At 69.6% G+C, this 21,447-nt stretch carries 15 protein-coding genes; 11 read left to right on the forward strand and 4 right to left on the reverse strand.

From position 1 onward, the window contains the following. Positions 1 to 2: 2 nt before the first annotated feature. From IS481_RS10735 to IS481_RS10745, 3 genes are read right to left on the reverse strand one after another with little or no spacing between them, the layout of a single operon-like run. Positions 3 to 527, reverse strand: a complete 525-nt coding sequence (locus tag IS481_RS10735; RefSeq protein WP_104356916.1) for a MarR family winged helix-turn-helix transcriptional regulator — start codon at positions 525 to 527, stop codon at positions 3 to 5. Then, positions 524 to 1,291: an SDR family NAD(P)-dependent oxidoreductase gene (locus IS481_RS10740; protein ID WP_104356917.1), complete on the reverse strand. Its 768-nt coding sequence runs from the start codon at positions 1,289 to 1,291 to the stop codon at positions 524 to 526. Before IS481_RS10740 ends, IS481_RS10735 begins: the two co-directional genes overlap by 4 nt. Positions 1,292 to 1,295: 4 nt before the next feature. Beyond that, positions 1,296 to 3,656 (reverse strand): bifunctional salicylyl-CoA 5-hydroxylase/oxidoreductase, encoded by a 2,361-nt coding sequence (locus tag IS481_RS10745; protein WP_104356918.1) that lies wholly within the window; start codon positions 3,654 to 3,656, stop codon positions 1,296 to 1,298. A 174-nt stretch (positions 3,657 to 3,830) separates the two neighbouring features. Here IS481_RS10745 and IS481_RS10750 point away from each other — a divergent pair, with 174 nt between their 5' ends. From IS481_RS10750 to IS481_RS10770, 5 genes are all read left to right on the forward strand, one after another. Beyond that, entirely contained in the window at positions 3,831 to 4,589 is a 759-nt protein-coding gene (locus IS481_RS10750; protein ID WP_104356919.1) for a 3-hydroxyacyl-CoA dehydrogenase, read from the forward strand. A gap of 119 nt (positions 4,590 to 4,708) precedes the next feature. Beyond that, positions 4,709 to 6,478 carry a gamma-glutamyltransferase gene (gene ggt / locus IS481_RS10755; RefSeq protein ID WP_104356920.1) on the forward strand — a complete coding sequence of 590 codons (1,770 nt, stop codon included), beginning with the start codon at positions 4,709 to 4,711 and terminating at the stop codon, positions 6,476 to 6,478. Positions 6,479 to 6,540: 62 nt separating this feature from the next. Further along, positions 6,541 to 8,400: a DNA primase gene (gene dnaG / locus IS481_RS10760; protein WP_104356921.1), complete on the forward strand. Its 1,860-nt coding sequence runs from the start codon at positions 6,541 to 6,543 to the stop codon at positions 8,398 to 8,400. A gap of 353 nt (positions 8,401 to 8,753) precedes the next feature. Next, positions 8,754 to 11,030 (forward strand): RNA polymerase sigma factor RpoD, encoded by a 2,277-nt coding sequence (gene rpoD / locus IS481_RS10765; RefSeq protein WP_104356922.1) that lies wholly within the window; start codon positions 8,754 to 8,756, stop codon positions 11,028 to 11,030. A 282-nt stretch (positions 11,031 to 11,312) separates the two neighbouring features. Then, a complete protein-coding gene (locus IS481_RS10770; RefSeq protein ID WP_104356923.1) occupies positions 11,313 to 12,251 on the forward strand; it encodes an adenylate/guanylate cyclase domain-containing protein in 939 nt (312 codons plus the stop codon). 13 nt (positions 12,252 to 12,264) lie between these two features. On the opposite strand, the gene IS481_RS10775 is transcribed toward IS481_RS10770, so the two are convergent. Then, positions 12,265 to 12,957: an HAD family hydrolase gene (locus IS481_RS10775; protein ID WP_232529240.1), complete on the reverse strand. Its 693-nt coding sequence runs from the start codon at positions 12,955 to 12,957 to the stop codon at positions 12,265 to 12,267. A gap of 148 nt (positions 12,958 to 13,105) precedes the next feature. Here IS481_RS10775 and IS481_RS10780 point away from each other — a divergent pair, with 148 nt between their 5' ends. From IS481_RS10780 to dnaK, 6 genes are all read left to right on the forward strand, one after another. Next, the gene (locus IS481_RS10780; protein ID WP_146079524.1) at positions 13,106 to 16,720 is read left to right on the forward strand and encodes a PAS domain S-box protein; all 3,615 of its coding nucleotides are present in this window, start codon (positions 13,106 to 13,108) and stop codon (positions 16,718 to 16,720) included. Positions 16,721 to 16,763: 43 nt separating this feature from the next. Beyond that, positions 16,764 to 17,813, forward strand: coding sequence for a ferrochelatase (hemH, locus tag IS481_RS10785; protein ID WP_104356926.1), 1,050 nt, complete (start codon positions 16,764 to 16,766; stop codon positions 17,811 to 17,813). A 56-nt stretch (positions 17,814 to 17,869) separates the two neighbouring features. Continuing rightward, positions 17,870 to 18,283 carry an RNA-binding S4 domain-containing protein gene (locus IS481_RS10790; RefSeq protein ID WP_104356927.1) on the forward strand — a complete coding sequence of 138 codons (414 nt, stop codon included), beginning with the start codon at positions 17,870 to 17,872 and terminating at the stop codon, positions 18,281 to 18,283. Between the two features lie 142 nt (positions 18,284 to 18,425). Further along, the gene (gene grpE / locus IS481_RS10795) at positions 18,426 to 19,001 is read left to right on the forward strand and encodes a nucleotide exchange factor GrpE (protein WP_104356928.1); all 576 of its coding nucleotides are present in this window, start codon (positions 18,426 to 18,428) and stop codon (positions 18,999 to 19,001) included. A 52-nt stretch (positions 19,002 to 19,053) separates the two neighbouring features. Further along, positions 19,054 to 19,401, forward strand: a complete 348-nt coding sequence (locus tag IS481_RS10800) for a thioredoxin family protein (protein WP_104357087.1) — start codon at positions 19,054 to 19,056, stop codon at positions 19,399 to 19,401. 62 nt (positions 19,402 to 19,463) lie between these two features. Then, the gene (dnaK, locus tag IS481_RS10805; protein WP_104356929.1) at positions 19,464 to 21,389 is read left to right on the forward strand and encodes a molecular chaperone DnaK; all 1,926 of its coding nucleotides are present in this window, start codon (positions 19,464 to 19,466) and stop codon (positions 21,387 to 21,389) included. Positions 21,390 to 21,447: the final 58 nt, after the last annotated feature.

The following is a 21,447-nucleotide window of genomic DNA, read 5'->3' on the forward strand; positions in this document are numbered from 1 at the left end:
CGTCACACCACCTCCTGGGACTGGTTCTGGCGCGCGGCCATGTGCACTCGCAACCGGCCAAGCAGCTCGTACAGCGTCTTGCGATCGCCATAGCTCAGGTCGGAAAACAGCTCGATGACCCAGGCCTCGTGCTCGCTCGCGATGCGCTCGAACACCTCGCGGCCCTGGCGCGTCAGCTTGAGCAGGAAGGAGCGCCGGTCGTCGGGCACCGCCTCGCGCACGACCAGGCCCTCCTTCTCCAGCTCGTCGGTCAGGCCGGTGATGCTGCCGCCGGTCACCATCAGGTAGCGCGACAGCGCGTTCATGCGCAGCCCCTCCGGGTGACGGTGCAGCTGGGCCAGGTAGTCGAAGCGAGCCAGCGTGATGCCGAAGCGCGCGCGCAGGCGCTTGCGGATCTCGGTCTCGATCTGCGTGGTGCACGACAGCAGGCGCAGCCACAGCTTCAAGGCCATGTGGTCGTCCGACGCCACCCGGGCCTCCAGCCCGATGCGGTGATCGTCCAGCGGGGAGACGGGCTTGCGCTTCATGCCAGCTCCCCGCCGCAGATCGCGATCGCCTGGCCGTTGACCGCGCCGGCCGCCTCCCCGCACAGCCAGCGCACCGCGTCGGCCACCTCCTGCGGTTGCACGATGCGCCCCTGCGGATTGCCGGCGGCGAACTGCGCGCGCACCTCGCCGGCGCTGCGGCCGGTCTTCTCGACGACGCGGGCGATGCTGTCGCGCAGGATGTCGGTGTCGGTATAGCCCGGGCACACCGCGTTGACGGTGACGCCCTGTCGCGCCACCTCCAGCGCCAGGGCGCGCGTCAGCCCCACCACGCCGTGCTTGGCGGCCACGTAGGCCGAGACGTACGCGTACCCCTTCAGCCCGGCGGTGCTGGCGATGTTGACGATGCGGCCCCAGCCGGCCTCGAGCATGTCGGGCAGCGCCTGCTGCGCGCACAGGAAGCTGCCGGTGAGGTTCACCGCCAGCATGCGCTGCCACAACGCCGCCGAGGTCTTGCGAAACGGCGCGCTCTCGGCCTGGCCCGCGTTGTTGACCAGGATGGCCACCGGCCCCAGCCGCCCGCGCGCCGCGGCGAACGCCGCCTGCACCGCCTCGGCCTCGGCCACGTCGACCGCCACCGCGGCATGCGGGCCGCCCGGCAGCTCGCGCGCGAGCGCCTGCAGCGCGTCGTGATGGCGTCCCATCAGGGTCAGGCGCGCCCCCTCGGCAGCCAGCGTGCGCGCGATCGCCGCGCCGATGCCGCGCGCCGCGCCGGTGACCACTGCATGACGTCCTGGCAGGCCCATGCGCTCACACCCCCAATGCCAGGTTGGCCTGCTGCAGCGGCGACAGCCCCGCGACCTGCGCCGCGGCCGCCTTCTCGCGTTCCAGGTTGCGCTCCAGCTGCGTCTTGGCCGCGCGGTACGGGCGGGGCCATTCGAGATCGGTGTAGCCGATCCGGGCCGCCTCCATCAGCGTCCAGGCCGGGTTGGCCAGGTGCGGCCGCGCGATCGCGCACAGGTCGGCACGGCCGGCGGCGATGATGCTGTTGACGTGGTCCGCCTCGGAGATCGCCCCGACCGCGATCGTGGGGATGCCCGCCTCGTTGCGGATGCGGTCGGCAAAGGGCGTCTGGTACATGCGCCCGTACACCGGCTGCTGGCGCACGCTGACCTGGCCCGAGGAGCAGTCGATCATGTCGGCACCGGCGGCCTTGAAGGCGCGCGCGATCTCGACCGCGTCGTCGGGCGTCGTGCCGCCCTCGACCCAGTCGTGCGCCGAGATGCGTACCGACATCGGCAGGTGCCCGGGCCAGGCCTCGCGCATCGCGCGGAACACCTCGAGCGGATAGCGCAGCCGGTTCTCCAGCGGCCCGCCGTACTCGTCGTCACGCCGGTTGGTCAGCGGCGAGATGAAGGCCGACAACAGGTAGCCGTGCGCGCAGTGCAGTTCCAGCCAGTCGAAGCCGGCCGCGGCGGCGCGCCGCGTCGCGGCGACGAAATCGGCCTTGACACGGTCCATGTCCTCGCGGGTCATCGCGCGCGGCACCGGGCCGTCCTCAAGGTAGGGCACCGCCGAGGCCGAGATCAGCGGCCAGTTGCCTTGCGGCAGCGGCCGGTCGGCGCCCTCGCCCTCCCAGGGGGCGTTGGTCGAGCCCTTGGGGCCGGCATGGCCCAGCTGCAGCGCGATCTTCGCGTCGGTATGCGCATGCACGTAGTCGACGATGCGCTGCCAGGCCTGCTGCTGGGCGTCGTTCCACAGCCCCGGGCAATGCGGCGTGATGCGCGCATCGGGTGACACGCAGGTCATCTCGGCGAACACCAGGCCCGCCCCGCCCATCGCGCGGGCGCCCAGGTGCACCAGGTGGTAGTCGCCCGGGATGCCGTCGACGGCCGAGTACTGCGCCATCGGCGAGACCACGACGCGGTTCTTGAGCTGGAGGCCGCGCACGCGGTACGGCGTGAACATCGGCGGCACCGGCTGCGCGTGCGGCGCGCGCCGCACCCCGCTGCGCTCGGCCAGCCAGTCCTCGTAGCGTTCGACGTAGCCGCGGTCGCGCAGGCGCAGGTTCTCGTGGCTGATGCGCTGCGAGCGCGTCAGCAGCGAGTAGGCGAACTGCTCGGGCGGCAGGTGCACGTAGCGCCTGACGTTCTCGAACCACTCGGTCGAGTTGCGCGCCGCGTTCTGGATGCGCAGCACCTCGACGCTGCGCACCGCCTCGTAGTCCTGCAGCGCGCCCATCAGGTCGCCGCGGCGTTGCCCGATGCAGCGCGCCAGCTCGATCGCATCCTCCAGCGCCAGCTTGGTGCCCGAGCCGATCGAGAAGTGCGCCGTGTGCGCCGCGTCGCCCATCAGCACCACGGGCGCGCGCCCGTTGTGATGCACCCAGGTCCGGCAGACCACGCGCGGGAAGCGGATCCACTGTGCCGAGCCGCGCAGGTGCGCCGCGTTGGACATCAGCCGGTGGCCGTCCAGGTACTTCGAGAACAGCGTCTCGCAGAACGCGATGGCCTCTTCCTTGTCCATCCGGTCGAGGCCCGCGGCCCGCCAGACCTCCTCGGGCGTCTCGACGATGAAGGTCGAGGTGTCCGTGTCGAAGCGGTAGGCGTGGGCCTGGAACCAGCCGAACTCGGTTTCCTCGAAGGCGAAGGTGAAGGCGTCGAACAGCTTGTGCGTGCCCAGCCACACGAAGCGGCAACGACGCAGGTCGATGTCGGGCTGGAACACGTGGGCATACCGGTTGCGGATGCGGCTGTTCAGCCCGTCGGACGCGATGATCAGGTCGGCATCGGCGAACTGCTCGTCGCTTTCCACCTCGGTCTCGAACTGCAGCTTCACGCCCAGCGCCTCGCAGCGCGCCTGCAGGATGTTGAGCAGCCGCTTGCGACCGATTCCGCAGAAGCCGTGTCCGCCCGAGCGCACCGTGCGGCCGCGGATGTGGATCTCGATGTCGTCCCAGTGGTTGAAGGCATCCAGGATCGCCTGCGCGGTCGGCGCGTCGGCCGCCTGCAGGTTGCCCAGGGTCTGGTCCGAGAACACCACGCCCCAGCCGAAGGTGTCGTACGGCCGGTTGCGCTCCACCACGGTGATGTCGTGGCCCGGATCCGCCTTCTTCATCAGGAGGGCGAAGTACAGGCCGGCCGGCCCGCCGCCGATGCAGACGATCTTCATGCCAGGACACTTTAGGTCTCAAGTATTGAGACTTCAATGAATTTCTCGCCGGCCGGCCTCATGGTTTCTACCGAGCCCCCGTCGCACCGGCGGCCTGCCGGATCGGCCCGGAGTTCGTCCACAATTGACGTTTACGTTCACGTCAATCCCACACGACCTTTCAGGAGCACGAACATGGACATCCAGGGCAAGGTTTTCATCGTCACCGGCGGCGCCTCGGGGCTGGGTGAAGGCGCGGCACGCATGCTCGCGCGCGAGGGCGGCAAGGTGGTGATCGCGGACCTGCAGGTCGACAAGGGCGAGGCCGTCGCCCGCGAGCTGGGCGGCGCCTTCGTCAAGTGCGACGTCGCCAGCGAGGCCGACGGCAAGGCGGTGGTCGAGAAGGCCACCTCGCTGGGCAAGCTGGTCGGCCTGGTCAACTGCGCCGGCATCGCCCCGGCAGCCAAGACCGTGGGCAAGGACGGTGCCCACCCCCTGGACCTCTACACCAAGGTGATCACGGTCAACCTGATCGGCACCTTCAACATGATCCGCCTGGCCGCCGAGGCCATGTGCAGGAACGAGCCCGAGCCCACCGGCGAGCGCGGCGTGCTGATCTCCACCGCCTCGGTGGCGGCCTACGACGGCCAGATCGGCCAGGCCGCCTACTCGGCCTCCAAGGGCGGCGTGGTCGGCATGACGCTGCCCATCGCCCGCGACCTGGCGCGCAACGGCATCCGCAACATGACCATCGCCCCGGGCATCTTCGGCACGCCGATGCTGTTCGGCATGCCCAAGGAGGTGCAGGATTCGCTGGCCGCCAGCGTGCCCTTCCCCTCGCGCCTGGGCACGCCCGAGGACTACGCCAAGCTGGTGCATGCGATCGTCACCAACGAGATGCTCAACGGCGAGGTGATCCGCCTCGACGGCGCGATCCGCCTGGCTCCGCGCTGATCGTCCCGGGCTCGGGTAACGCTTCGACACGCAGGCGGAGCACGGCGCCGCCGTAAGATGCCCCGGCACTCCCGGCCGCCAGGCGACTGGCGGCGCCCGCCAGACCCACGAGGAGTCCCATGAAGCTGCGCCTTGCCCTTTCCTGCCTGGCCGCCGCGGCCCTGTGCGCCGGCTGCGCCACCGCCCCCGAGTTCCGCTACACCCCGCCGGACGAACCCGAGGCCGCGTCCGGCTACATCGACAAGCCGGGCTGGGCCACGAAGACCTTCGCGGTCGCCGCCGCCAACCCGCTGGCCACCGACGCCGGCTACCAGATCCTCCGGGCCGGCGGCTCGGCGGTCGACGCGGCGATCGCGGTGCAGATGGTGCTGACCCTGGTCGAGCCGCAGTCCAGCGGCATCGGCGGCGGCGCCTTCCTGCTGCACTGGAACGGCCAGCAGCTCGAGGCCTACGACGGCCGCGAAACCGCGCCGGCGGCAGCCGACGAGAACCTCTTCCTCAAGCCCGATGGCCAGCCCATGGCCTTCTACGAAGGCGTGGTCGGCGGCCGCTCGGTGGGCGTGCCCGGCACGCTGCGCATGCTGGAGCTGGCGCACAAGGAACACGGCCGCCTGCCCTGGGCCACGCTGTTCCAGCCCGCCATCACGCTGGCGGAAAACGGCTTCCGGGTCAGCCCGCGGCTGCACGCCCTGCTGCGCAGCGAGCAGCACCTGAAGAAGGACCCGGTGGCCGCGCGCTATTTCTACAAGCCCGACGGCGACCCGCGTGACGTCGGCATGGTGCTGCGCAACCCCGAGCTGGCCGCGGTGCTGCGCGAGGTCGCCGCGCGCGGCGCGGATGCCTTCTACACCGGCGCGATCGCGCGCGACATCGTCGCCAAGGTGCAGGGCCACCCGACCAACCCGGGGCGCATGACCGAGCAGGACCTGGCCAGCTACCGGCCGAAGAAGCGCGAGGCGCTGTGCTCGGACTGGCTGCGCTACCGCCTGTGCGGCTTCCCGCCGCCCTCGTCCGGCCACATCGCGATCGCGCAGATCCTGGGCATCATGGAGCACGCCGCGCCGGTGGCGCAGCCGCTGGTCGACGGCCTGCCCGGCCCCGACCTGCTGCACGTCTACACCGAGGCGGCCCGGCTGGCCTTCGCCGACCGCGCCCGATACGTCGCCGACCCGGACTTCGTCCAGCCCCCCGCCGGCTCCTGGCGCAGCCTGATCGACCCCGCCTACCTGAAGGAGCGCGCCGCGGCCATCGGTGTGCAGTCCATGAAGACGGCCAAGCCCGGCGCGCCGCGCGGCGGCGCGGTGGCCTACGCCCCGCAAGCGGACCAGGTCGAGCGCGGCACCTCGCACATCTCCATCGTCGACCGCTACGGCAATGCGCTGGCGATGACCACGACGATCGAGGACCAGTTCGGGGCGCGCCAGATGGTGCGCGGCTTCCTGCTCAACAACGAGCTGACCGACTTCTCCTTCGCGCCCGCGGCCGACGGCCTGCCGGTCGCCAACCGCGTCCAGCCGGGCAAGCGCCCCCGCTCCAGCATGAGCCCCACGCTGGTGTTCGAGCAGGGCACGAACCGGCTGGTGATGAGCCTGGGCTCGCCCGGCGGCGCGGCCATCATCCACTACACCGCCAAGACGCTGCTCGGCACCCTGCAGTGGGGCCTGGACGCGCAGCAGGCGATCAGCCTGCCCAACTTCGGCTCCAACAACGGCCCGACGCTGCTGGAGGAAAAGCGCTTCCCGGCCGCCACGCTGGAGGCGCTGCGTGCGCGCGGCCACGAGATCCGCGAGATGAACATGACCAGCGGCCTGCAGGCCATCCAGCGCACGGCCGAGGGCTGGTTCGGCGGCGCCGACCCGCGCCGCGAAGGCATCGTGATGGGCGACTGAGCGCCTGCACCGGCGGGAACCCCGCCGCCCCGGCCGGGCGGCGGCTTGGGTAGACTCCTGCAGTGATCCCGCCGAGCTTCAAGCAAGACCTCCTCGCACGCGCCGACATCGTCCAGATCGTCGGCCGCTACGTGCAGCTCAAGAAGGCCGGCATCAACTTCAAGGGGCTGTGCCCCTTCCACAACGAGAAGACCCCCAGCTTCATCGTCAGCCCGACGCGCCAGACCTACCACTGCTTCGGCTGCGGCGCGCACGGCAACGCGATCGACTTCCTGATGGAGCACGGCGGGCTGGGCTACGTCGACGCGGTGCGCGAGCTGGCACAGGAATTCGGCCTGCAGGTCCCCGAGGAGCACGGCACCCCCGAGCAGCGCGCCCAGGCCGCGCAGGAGCGCGAGCGCCGCGCCACGCTCACCGACGTGCTGGGCCGTGCGGCCGAGCACTACCGCAAGCAGCTCAAGGCCAGCCCCCGGGCGGTGCAGTACCTCAAGGGCCGCGGCCTGACCGGCGGGATCGCGGCCCGCTTCGGGCTGGGCTACGCCCCGCCCGGATGGCGCACGCTGGCCAGCGTCTTCCCGCAGTACGACGACCCGCTGCTGACCGAGTCGGGCCTGGTGATCGCCCAGGGCGAAGGCGAGGAGGCGCGCCACTATGACCGCTTCCGCGACCGCATCATGTTCCCGATCCGCAACGTGCGCGGCGAGGTGATCGGCTTCGGCGGGCGCGTGATCGACGAGGGCGAGCCGAAGTACCTGAATTCCCCCGAGACGCCCGTGTTCGTCAAGGGTCGCGAGCTGTACGGCCTGTACGAGGCGCGCGCCGCGCTGCGCGAGCGCGGCTACGCGCTGGTGGTCGAAGGCTACATGGACGTGGTCGCGCTGGCCCAGCTGGGCTTTCCCAACGCGGTGGCCACCCTCGGCACCGCCTGCACCGCCGAGCACGTGCAGAAGCTGTTCCGCTTCACCGACCAGGTCGTGTTCAGCTTCGACGGCGATGCCGCCGGCCGGCGCGCCGCGGCCCGCGCGCTGGAAGCCGCCCTGCCCCACGTGACCGACACCCGCAGCGCGCGCTTCCTGTTCCTGCCGCCCGAGCACGACCCCGACTCCTACATCCGCGCCTTCGGGCCCGAGGCCTTCGAGCGCTGCGTCGCCGAGGCCGTGCCGCTGTCGCGCCAGCTGGTCGAGACCGCCCGCGAAGGCTGCGAGCTGGGCAGCGCCGAGGGCCGGGCGCGCTTCCTGGCGCAGGCGCGCCCGCTGTGGCAGGCGCTGCCCGACGGCCTGCTGCGCCGCCAGATCTTGGCCGAGCTGGCGCAGCACGCCGCGATGCCGGTCGACGAGCTGCATCAGGCCTGGATCGGCGACGGCGGCCATGCCGCGCCGTCCCACCGGCCGGCCGGGCGCGAGGCCGGGGGCCCCGGCAGCCGCCCGGGCCGGCGCCCGCCCGCCTCGCGCCGGCTGCTGTCGGGCACTCCCACGTTGCTCGACCGGGCGCTGTGGCTGCTGGTATGCCGCTGCGAGCTGTGGAACGAGCTGTCGCCGGCGGCCCACGACCTGCTGGCCGAGCAGGTCGCCCCCTACGGCCCGGCCTTTGCCTGGATCGAGCGGCACCTGAACGACCAGGGCCCGGTCAGCGCCACCACCCTGCTGGAAGAAATGGCACGCGAGGACTTCGGCAACGGCAGCGAGGCGCTGGTGCAGCGCCTGCGCGAGCTGCACGAGCCCGAGGACGGCGTGGACCTGTCGTGCGAGCTGGCCATCGTGGTGGACCGGCTGCTGCTGCGTGCGCTGGAGGACGAGCGGGCCATGCTGTTCGAATCCGGCGCCCTCGACCCCGAGACCTTGCAGCGGGCGCGCGAGTTGCTCGACCAGTGCAAGGCGCTGAAAGACCGCATCGAAAGCCTGGTCGCCGCCCGCGACCGTTGATTTGCCACGGTTTTCGGCCCTTGACAAACCCGTTTTTTTGACAAACAGGGATGCGTCGGCGATAATTTCCGGTTTGATGCGCGGCAAGAGTGACAGCAGCACCTTCCGGATCCGGCCACCCGCGACACGGGGATGATCAGGCCAAACCCTCCCGCAAGGGCTGCCCTCGAAGACAGTTCACGCCAGCTTGCCCACCTGAGCCGACGCTTGACCTTCGGATCGATGTCCTCATCTGTTCCGGATCAGACGCGTCAGGCTCTGTCCTGCCTGCCAGTTTTCCCGCATGTGCCCGCCGGTGGCGTCATGCGGCCTGCCGGCTGGCCGTCTGAGCCCAGATCCATCCGAGGAAGTTCATGACCGCGAAGAAATCCGCCCCCGCGAAATCCACCGCCAAGGCTGCCAAGGCCACGGAGACCGAAGAGAAGAAGGTCACCAAGGCGGCCGCGGCGAAGGAAGAGAAGGAAAAGACCAAGCCGGCTGCCAAGGCCGCCGCGAAGACCACCCGCGCGGCCAGGAGCAGCGCGGCCGACGACGGCAAGCCCAAGGCCAAGCGCGGCCGCAAGCCCAAGGCTGAAACGGTCAGCCGCAAGGCCAGCGCTGCCGACCTGGATGCCGACGACGATTTTTCCGATGTCGACGCGGACCTCGAGGCCGACCTGGAGGTCGAGCCTGAGGAGGTGGTGGCGGCCGACGACGACAAGCCCAAGGCCAAGCCCCTGCGCATGAAGGTCTCGCGCGCCAAGGAGCGCGCGCTGATGCGTGAATTCGGCCTGGACGAGACGACGCTGACCGAAGACGAGGTCAACAAGCGCCGCCAGGAGCTGAAGACCCTCATCAAGATGGGCAAGACGCGTGGCTTCCTGACCCACGCGGAAATCAACGACCACCTGCCCGAGAAGCTGGTCGAGACGGAGATCATGGACGCCATCGTGTCCATGCTCAACGACATGGGCATCGCCGTCTACGAGCAGGCCCCGGACGCCGCCACCCTGCTGATCGCCGGCGGCGCCACCACCACGGCCACCGAGGAGGAAGCCGAGGAGGAAGCCGAAGCCGCGCTGTCCACCGTCGACTCCGAATTCGGCCGCACCACCGACCCGGTGCGCATGTACATGCGCGAGATGGGCTCGGTGGAGCTGCTCACCCGTGAAGGCGAGATCGAGATCGCCAAGCGCATCGAGAAGGGCCTGCAGGACATGATGCTGGCCATCTCGGCGTCGCCGACGACCATCGCCGAGATCCTGCAGCTGGCCGAGAAGATCCGCGCCGGCGAGGTGCAGATCTCCGAGGTGGTGGACGGCTTCGTCTCCGAGGACGAGGCCGACGACTACGTGGCCGAGGAAGACGTCGACTTCTTCGACGACGAGGACGACGACGACGGCAACGGCGGCTCCAAGGCGCTGACCAAGAAGCTGGAAGAGCTGAAGAACGCCGCGCTGGAGCGCTTCGACCAGCTGGCCGTGCACTTCGACAAGATGCGCAAGGCCTACGAGAAGGAAGGCTACAAGTCGCCCGGCTACAACAAGGCCCAGGCCGCGGTCAGCAACATCATCATGGGCATCCGCTTCACGGTGAAGACCATCGAGCGGCTGTGCGGCATCCTGCGCTCGCAGGTGGACGACATCCGCCGCTACGAGCGCGAACTGCGCAAGATCCTGGTCGACAAGTGCGGCATGCCCCAGGAGTACTTCATCAAGCACTTCCCGCCCAACGCGCTGAACCTGAAGTGGGCCGAGAAGGAAGCCGCCGCGGGCAAGCCCTACAGCGAGGTGCTGCGCCGCAACCTGCCGGCCGTGCAGGAGTTCCAGCAGAAGCTGATCGACCTGCAGGCGAAGGCCGTCGTGCCCATCGAGGATCTCAAGGAGATCAACCGCAAGATGAACGAGGGCGAGAAGGCCTCGCGCGACGCGAAGAAGGAGATGATCGAGGCCAACCTGCGCCTGGTGATCTCGATCGCGAAGAAGTACACCAACCGCGGCCTGCAGTTCCTCGACCTGATCCAGGAAGGCAACATCGGCCTGATGAAGGCGGTGGACAAGTTCGAATACCGCCGCGGCTACAAGTTCTCGACCTACGCGACGTGGTGGATCCGCCAGGCCATCACCCGCTCGATCGCCGACCAGGCGCGCACCATCCGCATCCCGGTTCACATGATCGAGACGATCAACAAGATGAACCGCATCTCGCGCCAGCACCTGCAGGAGTTCGGCCACGAGCCGGATGCCCCGACGCTGGCCGAGAAGATGGACATGCCCGAGGACAAGATTCGCAAGATCATGAAGATCGCCAAGGAGCCGATCTCCATGGAAACGCCGATCGGCGACGACGACGATTCGCACCTGGGCGACTTCATCGAGGACACCAACAACGTCGCGCCGGTGGACGCGGCCATGCAGGCCGGCCTGCGCGAGGTGGTCAAGGAGATCCTCGACAGCCTGACCCCGCGCGAGGCCAAGGTGCTGCGCATGCGCTTCGGCATCGAGATGTCCACCGACCACACGCTGGAGGAAGTGGGCAAGCAGTTCGACGTCACCCGCGAGCGCATCCGCCAGATCGAGGCCAAGGCCATCCGCAAGCTCAAGCACCCGAGCCGCTCGGACAAGCTGCGCACGTATCTCGACAACCTGTAAGGTGGGCGGGATACGCAGCCCGCAGGGCTGGCGGCAGCGAAAGCAACCGCACGCAGCTTGCGGCGCCAGCCACAAGCTGCGCACGTATCTCGACAACCTGTAAGGTGGGCGGGATATGCAGCTTGCGGGGCGGCCGGCCCGGAGGCACCGCGCCCGTCCCGGGCCACCGCCCGGTACACCGCCTGGCTTGCATCAGGCTTGCAACACGGAAGGCCGTTCTTCATTGCCGGGTTGCACGCTACACTCGGCGCGTTCATCCCCCTTCCGACGCCTGAAGCCTGCATGACCGGATCCTCGGCCCGCACCGTCCTGTTTGCCGACCTGCGCGGCAGCACGGCGCTGTTCGGCACGCTGGGCAACGCGCAGGCGGCCGCCGTCGTCACGCAGACCATCGGCCTGTTGAGCCGGGTCGTGACGCAGAACAGCGGCAAGGTGGTCAAGACCTTGGGCGACGGGCTGATGGCCCTGTTCGAGCGCGGCCCCATGGCGGTGCGCGCTGCCCGCGAGATGCAGGATTCGATCGCCCGCATCATGGCCGAGGCCGACACCGGTGCCGCCGCGCTGCGGCTGTACGTCGCGATGGCGCATGGCGAGATCGTCGAGGTGGCCGGCGACAGCTTCGGCGATGCGGTCAACGTGGCCGCCCGGCTGCTCGACCACGCGGGCGACAACGAGGTGCTGATCACCCAGCAGGTCTACGAGCAGCTCGCCGCGGTCGACCGGCAGCGCTTCAAGAGCCTGGAGCGGCTGCACCTGCGCGGGCGCAGCGAGCCCTGCCACGTGTACCGGCTGGAGTCCTGGTACGACGACGATGCCACCCCGTCCACCCTGTTCGCCGACTTCACCGACACGCCGCTGGCCGACTGCATCCGCCTCGCGCTGGCCGACGCACCGCAGCAGGTGTTCACGGTGCAGCAGATGCCCGTGGTGATCGGCCGCAGTCCGGACTCCACCTTCTGCATCGACGATTCCCGGGTGTCGCGGCTGCACGCGCGCATCGAATGGCACGGCGGCAACTTCCACCTCTCCGACCAGAGCAGCAACGGCAGCTTCGTGCGTTTCACCGGCGACCACGAGGTCGTCATGCTGCGCCGCGGCGTGTGCGTGCTGCACGGCAGCGGGGTGATCGGCCTGGGGGCCTCCCCGGCCGACAGCAGCGCCGCCGTGCTGCACTTCGAGGTGTTCTCGCTGGCCAGCGAGCTGCCGATCGGCGGCAGCTGAGCCGCGCGGCGCCTCAGGCGCCGATGCGGTCGGCCAGCTCGGCCAGGTCCTTGACCACGTGATGCGTCCCTGCCGGCGGCACGCCCGGCTCGGGATGGATCTGCGGGCGCACGATCCAGGCCGCCTGCAGCCCGGCCGCCAGCGCCCCCTCCACGTCCAGCGCCAGGTCGTCTCCCACGTGCAGCACCTGCTGCGGCGCCGCGTCCGCCACGCGGCAGGCCTCGCGGAAGATGCGCGCATCGGGCTTGCCGACGCCGAAGCCCCGCGCCGACACTGCCCCGCTGAACCAGCGCGCCAGGCCCACGGCCTGCAGGTCGGCATTGCCGTTGCTCAGCGCCACCAGCCGGAAGCGCGCGGCCAGCCGCTCCAGCGCCGGGACCACGTCGTCGAACAGCTCGACCCGCTGCCGTTCGGCGAAGAACACCTCGAACGCCGGCCCGGCCAAAGCCGGATCGTCGCCGCACCGGGCCAGCGCCAGCTCCAGGCTCTTGAGGCGGATGGTCGACAGGTCGTGCGCCCACTCCGGGTGGCGCTCGGCCACCTCGTTGCGCAGCTGGCGCAGCGACGCGGGATCGTGACGCGCGGCGGTGGCCGGGGCGTGCTCGGTGAGCCAGGCGTGCAGCACGGCCTCGGCCCGGGCGATCGCCGGCCAGATCGGCCAGAGGGTGTCGTCCAGGTCCAGCGTCAGGGCAAGCAGGGGTTTCAATTCGGATCCTTGGCGAAGGGGAAGCGGCGCGGGCGCCCGGCCCGTGCCACACGGGCAACATTTTGCCGATCCGCGCGAATCCGGGCGCAGCGGCGGCCCGGCATGGCCTATAGTGCGGCGGGCCAATCCGACGTCCGAGACGCAGCGCATGACTCCAGCCGTTCCTCCCGACGACGAAGAATCCGGGCGCCTGCGCGTCCTGCGCGAACTGCGCCTGCTCGACTCCTCGCGCGAGGAATGCTTCGACGCCGCGGTGCGGCTGCTGGCGCGGATGGCCCGGGTACCGATCGCGACGCTCAGCCTGGTCGATGCCGGGCGGGTCTGGTTCAAGGCAATCCACGGCGCCGAGCTGGACGAACTGTCGCGCGACCAGACCTGCTGCACCTGGACCATCGCCGGCGACGTCCCCTTCCTCGTCGACGACCTGACGGCCGACCCGCGCTTTGCCGGCGTGCGCACCGTGACCGGCGCGCCCTACGTGCGCGCCTACGCCGGCCTGCCGCTGACCGTGGAAGACCAGCGCATCGGCGCGCTCGCCGTGCTGGACGTGCAGCCGCGCCACTTCGGCGAGGCGGAGCTGGCGGCGCTGCACGACGTCGGCCGCCTGGTCTGCGAGCTGCTGAAGGCGCGCCTGAAGGAACAACGCTGGCGCCTGCAGGAAGCACGCGTGCGCACGGCCAGCCGGGCCGGTTCGGACTGGCTGTGGGAGACCGATGCCCAGGGCCGCTTCACCTGGGCCTCGGCCTCGATGGAGACCCACACCGGCCTGCGCATCGAGGACAAGCTCGGCAAGCTGCCGCACGAGATCCTGCTGCGCCGCGACGACCCCGAGCACGCGCGCTCCTACGACCGCTACCTCGCCGCGCGCGAGCAGCGCGAGCCCTTCTTCAACCTGATCGCCGACATGAGGACCCCGGGCGGCCTCGTCACCGTGGCGGTCAACGGGGTGCCGGTGTTCGATTCGGCCGGCAGGTTCCGCGGCTACCGCGGCGCCACCCGCGTGGTCACCGCCGAGATCGAAGCCCAGCGCCAGGCGCGCGAGGCCCAGGCGCTGCGCGAGGCGCAGCTGCGCGAGTCCGAGGCCCGCACCGCGGCGGTGCTGCAGTCGCTGCCCGACCTGTGGTTCGTGCTGGATGCCGAGGGCCGCTACGTGCAGTGCGGCACCGCCGCGCAGCACCTGCTGCACATGCCGTTCGAGCAGATGCGCGGCGCCAGCCTGGAGGAAGTGCTGCCCCCGGCTGTCGCGGTGCAGCACAAGAACGCCCTGCAGCGCGCCCTGGCCACCGGCACCCTGCAGCGGGTGGAGTACGAGCTCCAGCCGATGGGCGACCCGACCACGCGCACCTTCGAGGGCCGCTTCATGCCGATGTCGGGCACCCAGGTGCTGCTGATCGTGCGCGACCTGACCGAGCTGCGCACGATGGAGCGCGAGCTGCAGATCATGCACCGCGCCATCGAGGGCGAGGCCTCGCTGCCGATCACCGTGGTGGACGTGCTGGCGCCGGATCACCCGGTGGTCTACGTGAACCCGGCCTTCGAGCGCCTGACCGGCTACGGCCGCGACGAGGTGCTGGGCCGCAACTGCCGCTTCCTGCAAGGCCCGGAGACCGACCAGCCCGCGCTCGGCCAGGTGCGCGAGGCGCTGCGGCACGGGCGCTCGACCACGGTCGTGCTGCACAACTACCGCAAGGACGGCTCGCGCTTCATCAACGAGCTGCACATCGCCCCGGTGCACGACAGCCACGGCCGGGTGACGCACTTCATCGGCGTGCAGACCGACATCACCGAGCGCAGCATCGCCGCCGAGCGTCTGCGCGTGAGCGAGGAGCTGTACCGCTCGGTGGCGCTGTCGATCAGCGACGGCCTGATGGTCGTCACCAGCGGCAGCTACGTCGTCGCGGTCAATCCTGCGGCCTGCCGCATCCTCGACGCGACGATGGAGGAGCTGGTGATGGCCCCGGGCCTGGAGCTGCTGACCGAGTCGCTGCAGCCGCTGCCGCCGGCCGAGCACCCGGTGGCGCGTGCGCTGGCCAGCGGCGAGCCGGTCACCGAACGCGTCTACGGCCTGCGCCGGCGCGACGGGCAGATCCGCTGGCTGGGCGTGAGCGCCCAGCCGCTGCGCATGGCGCCGCACGACAAGCCGCTGTCGGCGGTGGTCACCTTCCGCGACATCACCCAGCAGCGCATCGCCGAGCAGGCGCTGTCGATGAGCGAGCAGCGCTGGAAGTTCGCCATCGAGGGCAGCGGCGACGGCGTGTGGGACTGGGACGCGGTGGCCGACCGCGTCTACTACTCGCGCCGCTGGAAGGAGCTGCTCGGCTACCAGGAGCACGAGCTGACCGACTCACCCGAGGAATGGTCGTCGCGCGTGCACCCGGAGGACCTGCCGCGCGTGCTGGAGAAGCTCGAGCTGCACCTGAAGGACGTGGTGCCGGTCTACCACTCCGAGCACCGCCTGCGCCACCGCTCGGGCCGCTGGCTGTGGGTGTTCGAGCGCGGCCGCGTGGTGCAGCGCAACGAACAGGGCCGCGCGCTGCGCATCGTCGGGACCTATTCGGACATCACCCGGCTCAAGGAGGCCGAGAAGGCGCTGCGCGACAAGCAGGCCGCCGAGCTGGCCAGCCGCTCCAAGACCGAGTTCCTCTCGCGCATGAGCCACGAGATGCGCACGCCACTCAACGCGATGATCGGCTTCTCGCAGCTGCTCAAGCTCAGCGCGACCAATGCGCAGCCCTCGGCCTCGCAGGTGCGCCACTATGCCGACCACATGCTGCAGGCCGGCCAGCACCTGCTGGCGCTGATCAACGACGTGCTCGACCTGCAGCGCGTCGAGACCGGCCAGCTGACCATCAACATCGAGACCATCTCGCTGCGGCGCACCATCGAACAGGCCCTGGAGCTGCTGGCGCCGCTGGCGCACGCCTCGGCCGTCAGCTTCGACAACCGCATCGACGAGGACGTGCTCGTGCGGGCCGACGCCCAGCGGCTGCGCCAGGTGCTGATCAACATCATCTCCAACGCGATCAAGTACAACCGCCCGGACGGCGTCGTGCGCCTGACCCTGGGCGACCGCCAGGGCGACGCGATCGACGTGCTGATCGAGGACACCGGCGAAGGCCTGCGCCCGGACCAGCTGGCGCGCCTGTTCCAGCCGTTCGAGCGGCTGGGCCGCGAAACCTCCCCGATCGAGGGCACCGGCCTCGGCCTGATCATCGCCAAGCGGCTGATCGACGAGATGAAGGGCAGCATCGAGGTCAGCAGCGAGCCCGGCAAGGGCACCTGCGTGACGCTGATGGTGCGCCTGGCCGAGCAGGCGCCGGCCGCGCTGCCGCACGAGGCATCCGCCGCGCCCGCCCCCGACCCCGAGGTCGACCTCGCGCCGCTGCGCATGCTCTATGTCGAGGACAACCCGATCAACGCCCTGCTGTTCGAGGAGGCGATGAAGCTGTCCGGGCACATCGACCTGATGATTGCCGAGGACGGCCCGCAGGCCTTCGAGATCGTGCGCGACTGGCGGCCCGACATCCTGGTGCTCGACGCCCACCTGCCCGGCATGTCCGGCTTCGAGGTGCTGCGCGAGCTGCGCGAGGTGCATGGCCTGCGCGACGTGCCGGCCTTCATGTGCTCGGCCGACGCGATGCCCGAAGACATCCAGCGCGCGCTGGACGCCGGCTTCCTGGGCTACTGGACCAAGCCCATCGAGGTGCGCAAGGTCATCGCCGAAGTCAACCAGGTCGCCCCCCGCCCGGTGAGGGTGAGCTGAGCCCGGCTGCCGCCCGGGTCCCGCTCGGGAATAATCCGCCGCCATGAGCTTCCGCCCCGAACCCGCCCTGGCCGACGGCACGCCCGAGGGCACCGCCGTGCTGCTGTGCAACCTCGGCACGCCCGATGCGCCGACCGCACCGGCGCTGCGCCGCTACCTGGCGGAGTTCCTCGGCGACCCGCGCGTCGTCGAGATCCCGCCGCTGGCCTGGAAGCCCGTCCTGCACGGCATCATCCTGCGCACCCGCCCGGCGAAATCGGCCGCCAAGTACGCCAGCATCTGGACCCCGGACGGCTCGCCGCTGAAGGTGTGGACCGAGAAGCAGGCCACGCTGCTGCGCGGCTACCTCGGCGAGCGCGGCCACCGCGTCGCGGTCGAGTATGCGATGCGCTATGGACAGCCTTCGATCGCCACGCGTCTGGATGCGCTCAAGGCCCGCGGTGCCACGCGCGTCCTCGTGCTGCCGCTGTACCCGCAATACTCGTGCACCACCACGGCCAGCGTGCTGGACGCGGTGCAAGCCTGGGGCCGCGGCGTGCGCCGCCTGCCCGAGTTCCGCTTCGTCAACCAGTACCACGACCACCCCGGCTACATCGACGCGCTCGTGCGGCGCATCAGCCAGTACTGGATGACCCACGGGCGACCCGACCGGCTGGTGCTGAGCTTCCATGGCGTGCCGCAGCGCACCCGCGAGCTGGGCGACCCCTACCACGACCAGTGCCACGCGACCGCGCGCGCCGTTGCCGCGCGCCTGGGACTGGACGACTCGCAATACGTCGTGACCTTCCAGAGCCGCTTCGGCCGCGCCACCTGGCTGCAGCCCTATACCGAGCCGACCGTCGTCGGCCTGGCGCGCGCCGGCGTGCGGCGCGTCGACGTGATCTGCCCCGGCTTCGTGTCCGACTGCATCGAGACGCTGGAGGAAATCGGCATGGAGGTGCGCCAGGCCTTCCTCGGCGCGGGTGGCCAGGCGTTCCACCACATCCCCTGCCTCAACGACCTGCACGAATGGATCGCGGCGCTGGCCGCCATCGCCGAGCAGCACCTGGCCGGCTGGCCGACCCGGGCGAGCGCCCCCCGCCCCCTGATGTGACGCGGGCGGCAGGGGCGCGGGCCCGGCCCGGACGGCGCCGCCCCCACAATAGCGGGATGGATGGTGTCCGACTCGACAAATGGTTGTGGGCGGCGCGCTTCTACAAGACGCGCAGCCTGGCGATGGAGGAAATCGACAAGGGCCGGGTGCAGGTCAATGACCAGGCGGCCAAGCGCTCGCGCGAGGTCCGCCTGGGCGACCGGATCCGGCTCAAGCAGGGCCAGGTGGCGCGCACGGTCGTCGTGCGCGGGCTGAGCGAGGTGCGCGGCCCGGCGCCGGTGGCGCAACAGCTGTACGAGGAAACCCCGGAAAGCATCGCCGCGCGGGAGGAATACGCCCGCAACCGCCGCTACCTGGCCGACCCCTCCCAGGCCATCGAGCACGGTCGCCCGACCAAGCGCGACCGCCGCCAGCTGGCCGAGTGGCAGCGCTGGAGCGCCAGCGTCGACGACCTCGGCGGCAAGCGTTGACCCGCCCTGCCCGCCGCGCCGGGCGGCGCAGGCACAATCGACGGATCGTCCCGGCGCCAGCTGCCGGAACTTTTCTTGCCGTGCGGGGCTTGAAACCGGCCCCGCCGCCCCCATTTCCAGCGTTTTGACGGGACTGCGAGTCATGACTGAAGCTCAGAATACTCAATCAAATCAACCACTTGAGCCGAACGGCGCCGAGGCGTCGGCCCGCGACGGCCAGGGCGAGGCCCAGGCTCAGACCCAGCAGGAGCCCCAGCAAGCCGGCCTCGAGCAGCGCGTGGCCGAGCTGGAAGCCAAGCTCGCCGAAATGTCCGACGCGTACCTGCGCGCCAAGGCCGAGGTCGAGAACACCCGTCGCCGCGCCGAGGAGGAAATGGCCAAGGTGCGCAAATTCGCGGTCGAGTCCTTCGCGGAAAGCCTGCTGCCGGTCAAGGACAGCCTGGAAGCGGCGCTCGCCATAGAAACCGCCACGACCGAACAGATGCGCGAAGGCGTGCACGTCACGCTGCGCCAGCTCACCCAGGCGCTGGAGCGCAACAAGGTGGTCGAGATCAGCCCGGCCGCGGGCGCGAAGTTCGATCCGCACCAGCACCAGGCCATCAGCGTGGTGCCCGCCGAGCAGGAGCCCAACACCATCGTCGCGCTGCTGCAGAAGGGCTACCTGATCGCCGATCGCGTGCTGCGCCCGGCGCTGGTCACGGTCGCCGCCGCCAAGTAAGGCATTTGCGCACGCGAGGCCCAACTTGGAAGACTTCTTCGGGCGATTCGGCATGCAGCCGGTGTCGAGCGCGGATTTCGACGCCGCCCTGGCTGCTGCCGGCGACGCGCTCGTGGGGGTCTATTTCTGGGGCGACGACTGTTTCAACTGTGACCAGTTCAAAAAGGCCGCGCTGCTGCAGGAGGCCGCGCTGAAAGCCCAGGACATCCATTGGCTGCACGCCAACGTGTACCAGGACACCGAACTCGGTCGCCGGTTCAGCCTGCACGGGGTGCCGACCTTCTATTTCTTCCACCGCGACCGCAAGCTCGGCCGCATCACCAGCTGGCCCGGATTACCCCAGTTCCAGCAGGCCATATCGGGGTTGCGCGAACGCATTTCGGCCTCCGGATCTGCTTGAAACGACTGCAGTCATCCACAACTAGACGACAACCGAATTTCTGATTTCAGGAGTCAACGAACATGGCAAAGATCATTGGTATCGACCTGGGCACCACCAACTCGTGCGTGGCCATCATGGAAGGCAATACCACCAAGGTGATCGAGAACAGTGAAGGCGCCCGTACGACACCCTCGATCATTGCCTACCAGGAAGACGGCGAGATCCTCGTCGGCGCCTCGGCCAAGCGCCAGGCCGTCACCAACCCGAAGAACACCCTGTACGCCGTCAAGCGCCTGATCGGCCGCAAGTTCAGCGAGCCGGAGGTGCAGAAGGACATCGACCTGATGCCCTACCAGATCGTCGCGGCCGACAACGGCGACGCCTGGGTCGAGGTGCGCGGCAAGAAGCTGGCACCACCGCAGATCAGCGCCGAAGTGCTGCGCAAGATGAAGAAGACCGCCGAGGACTACCTGGGCGAGCCGGTCACCGAGGCCGTCATCACGGTGCCCGCCTACTTCAACGACAGCCAGCGCCAGGCCACCAAGGACGCCGGTCGCATCGCGGGCCTGGAAGTCAAGCGCATCATCAACGAGCCGACCGCGGCCGCGCTGGCCTTCGGCCTGGACAAGACCGACAAGCGTGACCGCAAGGTGGCGGTGTACGACCTGGGCGGCGGCACGTTCGACATCTCGATCATCGAGATCGCCGACGTCGACGGCGAGAAGCAGTTCGAAGTGCTGTCCACCAACGGCGACACCTTCCTGGGTGGCGAGGACTTCGACCAGCGCATCATCGACTACATCATCGGCGAGTTCAAGAAGGAACAGGGCGTCGACCTGTCCAAGGACGTGCTGGCCCTGCAACGCCTGAAGGAAGCCGCCGAGAAGGCCAAGATCGAGCTGTCGTCGACGCAGCAGACCGAGATCAACCTGCCGTACATCACGGCCGACGCGTCCGGTCCCAAGCACCTGAACATCAAGCTGACCCGCGCCAAGCTGGAAGCCCTGGTCGAGGAGCTGATCGAGCGCACCATCGAGCCGTGCCGCACCGCGATCAAGGACGCCGGCATCAAGGTCAGCGACATCGATGACGTGATCCTGGTCGGCGGCATGACCCGCATGCCCAAGGTGCAGGAGAAGGTCAAGGAGTTCTTCGGCAAGGATCCGCGCAAGGACGTCAACCCGGATGAGGCCGTGGCCATCGGTGCCGCGATCCAGGGCCAGGTGCTGGCCGGCGAGCGCAAGGACGTGCTGCTGCTGGACGTCACCCCGCTGTCGCTGGGCATCGAGACCCTGGGCGGCGTGATGACCAAGATGATCCAGAAGAACACCACGATCCCGACCAAGTTCACGCAGACCTTCTCGACCGCCGAGGACAACCAGCCGGCGGTGACGATCAAGGTCTACCAGGGCGAGCGCGAGATGGCCTCGGGCAACAAGCTGCTGGGCGAGTTCAACCTGGAGGGCATCCCGCCGGCCCCGCGCGGCGTGCCGCAGATCGAGGTGACCTTCGACATCGACGCCAACGGCATCCTGCATGTCTCGGCCCGTGACAAGGGCACCGGCAAGGAGAACAAGATCACCATCAAGGCCAACTCGGGTCTGTCCGAGGAGGAAATCCAGCGCATGGTGAAGGACGCGGAGCTGAACGCGGCCGAGGACAAGAAGAAGCTGGAGCTGGTGCAGGCCAAGAACCAGGCCGATGCGCTGGTGCACAGCGTGCGCAAGTCGCTGAACGAATACGGCGACAAGCTGGATGCCGGCGAGAAGGAGAAGATCGAGTCGGCCATCAAGGAGGTCGAGGAAGCGCTGAAGGGCAACGACAAGGCCACGATCGACGCCAAGACCGAAGCCCTGGTGGCGGCCAGCCAGAAGCTCGGCGAGAAGATGTACGCCGATGCGCAGGCCGCGGCCGGCGGCGCGGCGGCAGGTGCCGAGGCCTCGTCCAAGCCGGCCGACGACAATGTGGTCGACGCCGAGTTCACCGAAGTGAAGGACAAGAAGTAATCCGGCCCGACAGCCCTTTGGTCCTGCCAGGACGGCCCCGGGCCTTCCTGGATCCTCT

The organism is Caldimonas thermodepolymerans (assembly GCF_015476235.1).
Classification (GTDB): Bacteria; Pseudomonadota; Gammaproteobacteria; order Burkholderiales; family Burkholderiaceae_C; genus Caldimonas; species Caldimonas thermodepolymerans.

What these genes read in the sequence shown, in the direction of transcription:
- IS481_RS10735 (WP_104356916.1), bottom strand. Translation starts at nt 527, where the DNA reads ATGAAGCGCAAGCCCGTCTCCCCGCTGGACGATCACCGCATCGGGCTG.
- IS481_RS10740 (WP_104356917.1), bottom strand. Translation starts at nt 1,291, where the DNA reads ATGGGCCTGCCAGGACGTCATGCAGTGGTCACCGGCGCGGCGCGCGGC.
- IS481_RS10745 (WP_104356918.1), bottom strand. Translation starts at nt 3,656, where the DNA reads ATGAAGATCGTCTGCATCGGCGGCGGGCCGGCCGGCCTGTACTTCGCC.
- IS481_RS10750 (WP_104356919.1), top strand. Translation starts at nt 3,831, where the DNA reads ATGGACATCCAGGGCAAGGTTTTCATCGTCACCGGCGGCGCCTCGGGG.
- ggt (WP_104356920.1), top strand. Translation starts at nt 4,709, where the DNA reads ATGAAGCTGCGCCTTGCCCTTTCCTGCCTGGCCGCCGCGGCCCTGTGC.
- rpoD (WP_104356922.1), top strand. Translation starts at nt 8,754, where the DNA reads ATGACCGCGAAGAAATCCGCCCCCGCGAAATCCACCGCCAAGGCTGCC.
- IS481_RS10770 (WP_104356923.1), top strand. Translation starts at nt 11,313, where the DNA reads ATGACCGGATCCTCGGCCCGCACCGTCCTGTTTGCCGACCTGCGCGGC.
- IS481_RS10780 (WP_146079524.1), top strand. Translation starts at nt 13,106, where the DNA reads ATGACTCCAGCCGTTCCTCCCGACGACGAAGAATCCGGGCGCCTGCGC.
- hemH (WP_104356926.1), top strand. Translation starts at nt 16,764, where the DNA reads ATGAGCTTCCGCCCCGAACCCGCCCTGGCCGACGGCACGCCCGAGGGC.
- IS481_RS10790 (WP_104356927.1), top strand. Translation starts at nt 17,870, where the DNA reads ATGGATGGTGTCCGACTCGACAAATGGTTGTGGGCGGCGCGCTTCTAC.
- grpE (WP_104356928.1), top strand. Translation starts at nt 18,426, where the DNA reads ATGACTGAAGCTCAGAATACTCAATCAAATCAACCACTTGAGCCGAAC.
- IS481_RS10800 (WP_104357087.1), top strand. Translation starts at nt 19,054, where the DNA reads ATGCAGCCGGTGTCGAGCGCGGATTTCGACGCCGCCCTGGCTGCTGCC.
- dnaK (WP_104356929.1), top strand. Translation starts at nt 19,464, where the DNA reads ATGGCAAAGATCATTGGTATCGACCTGGGCACCACCAACTCGTGCGTG.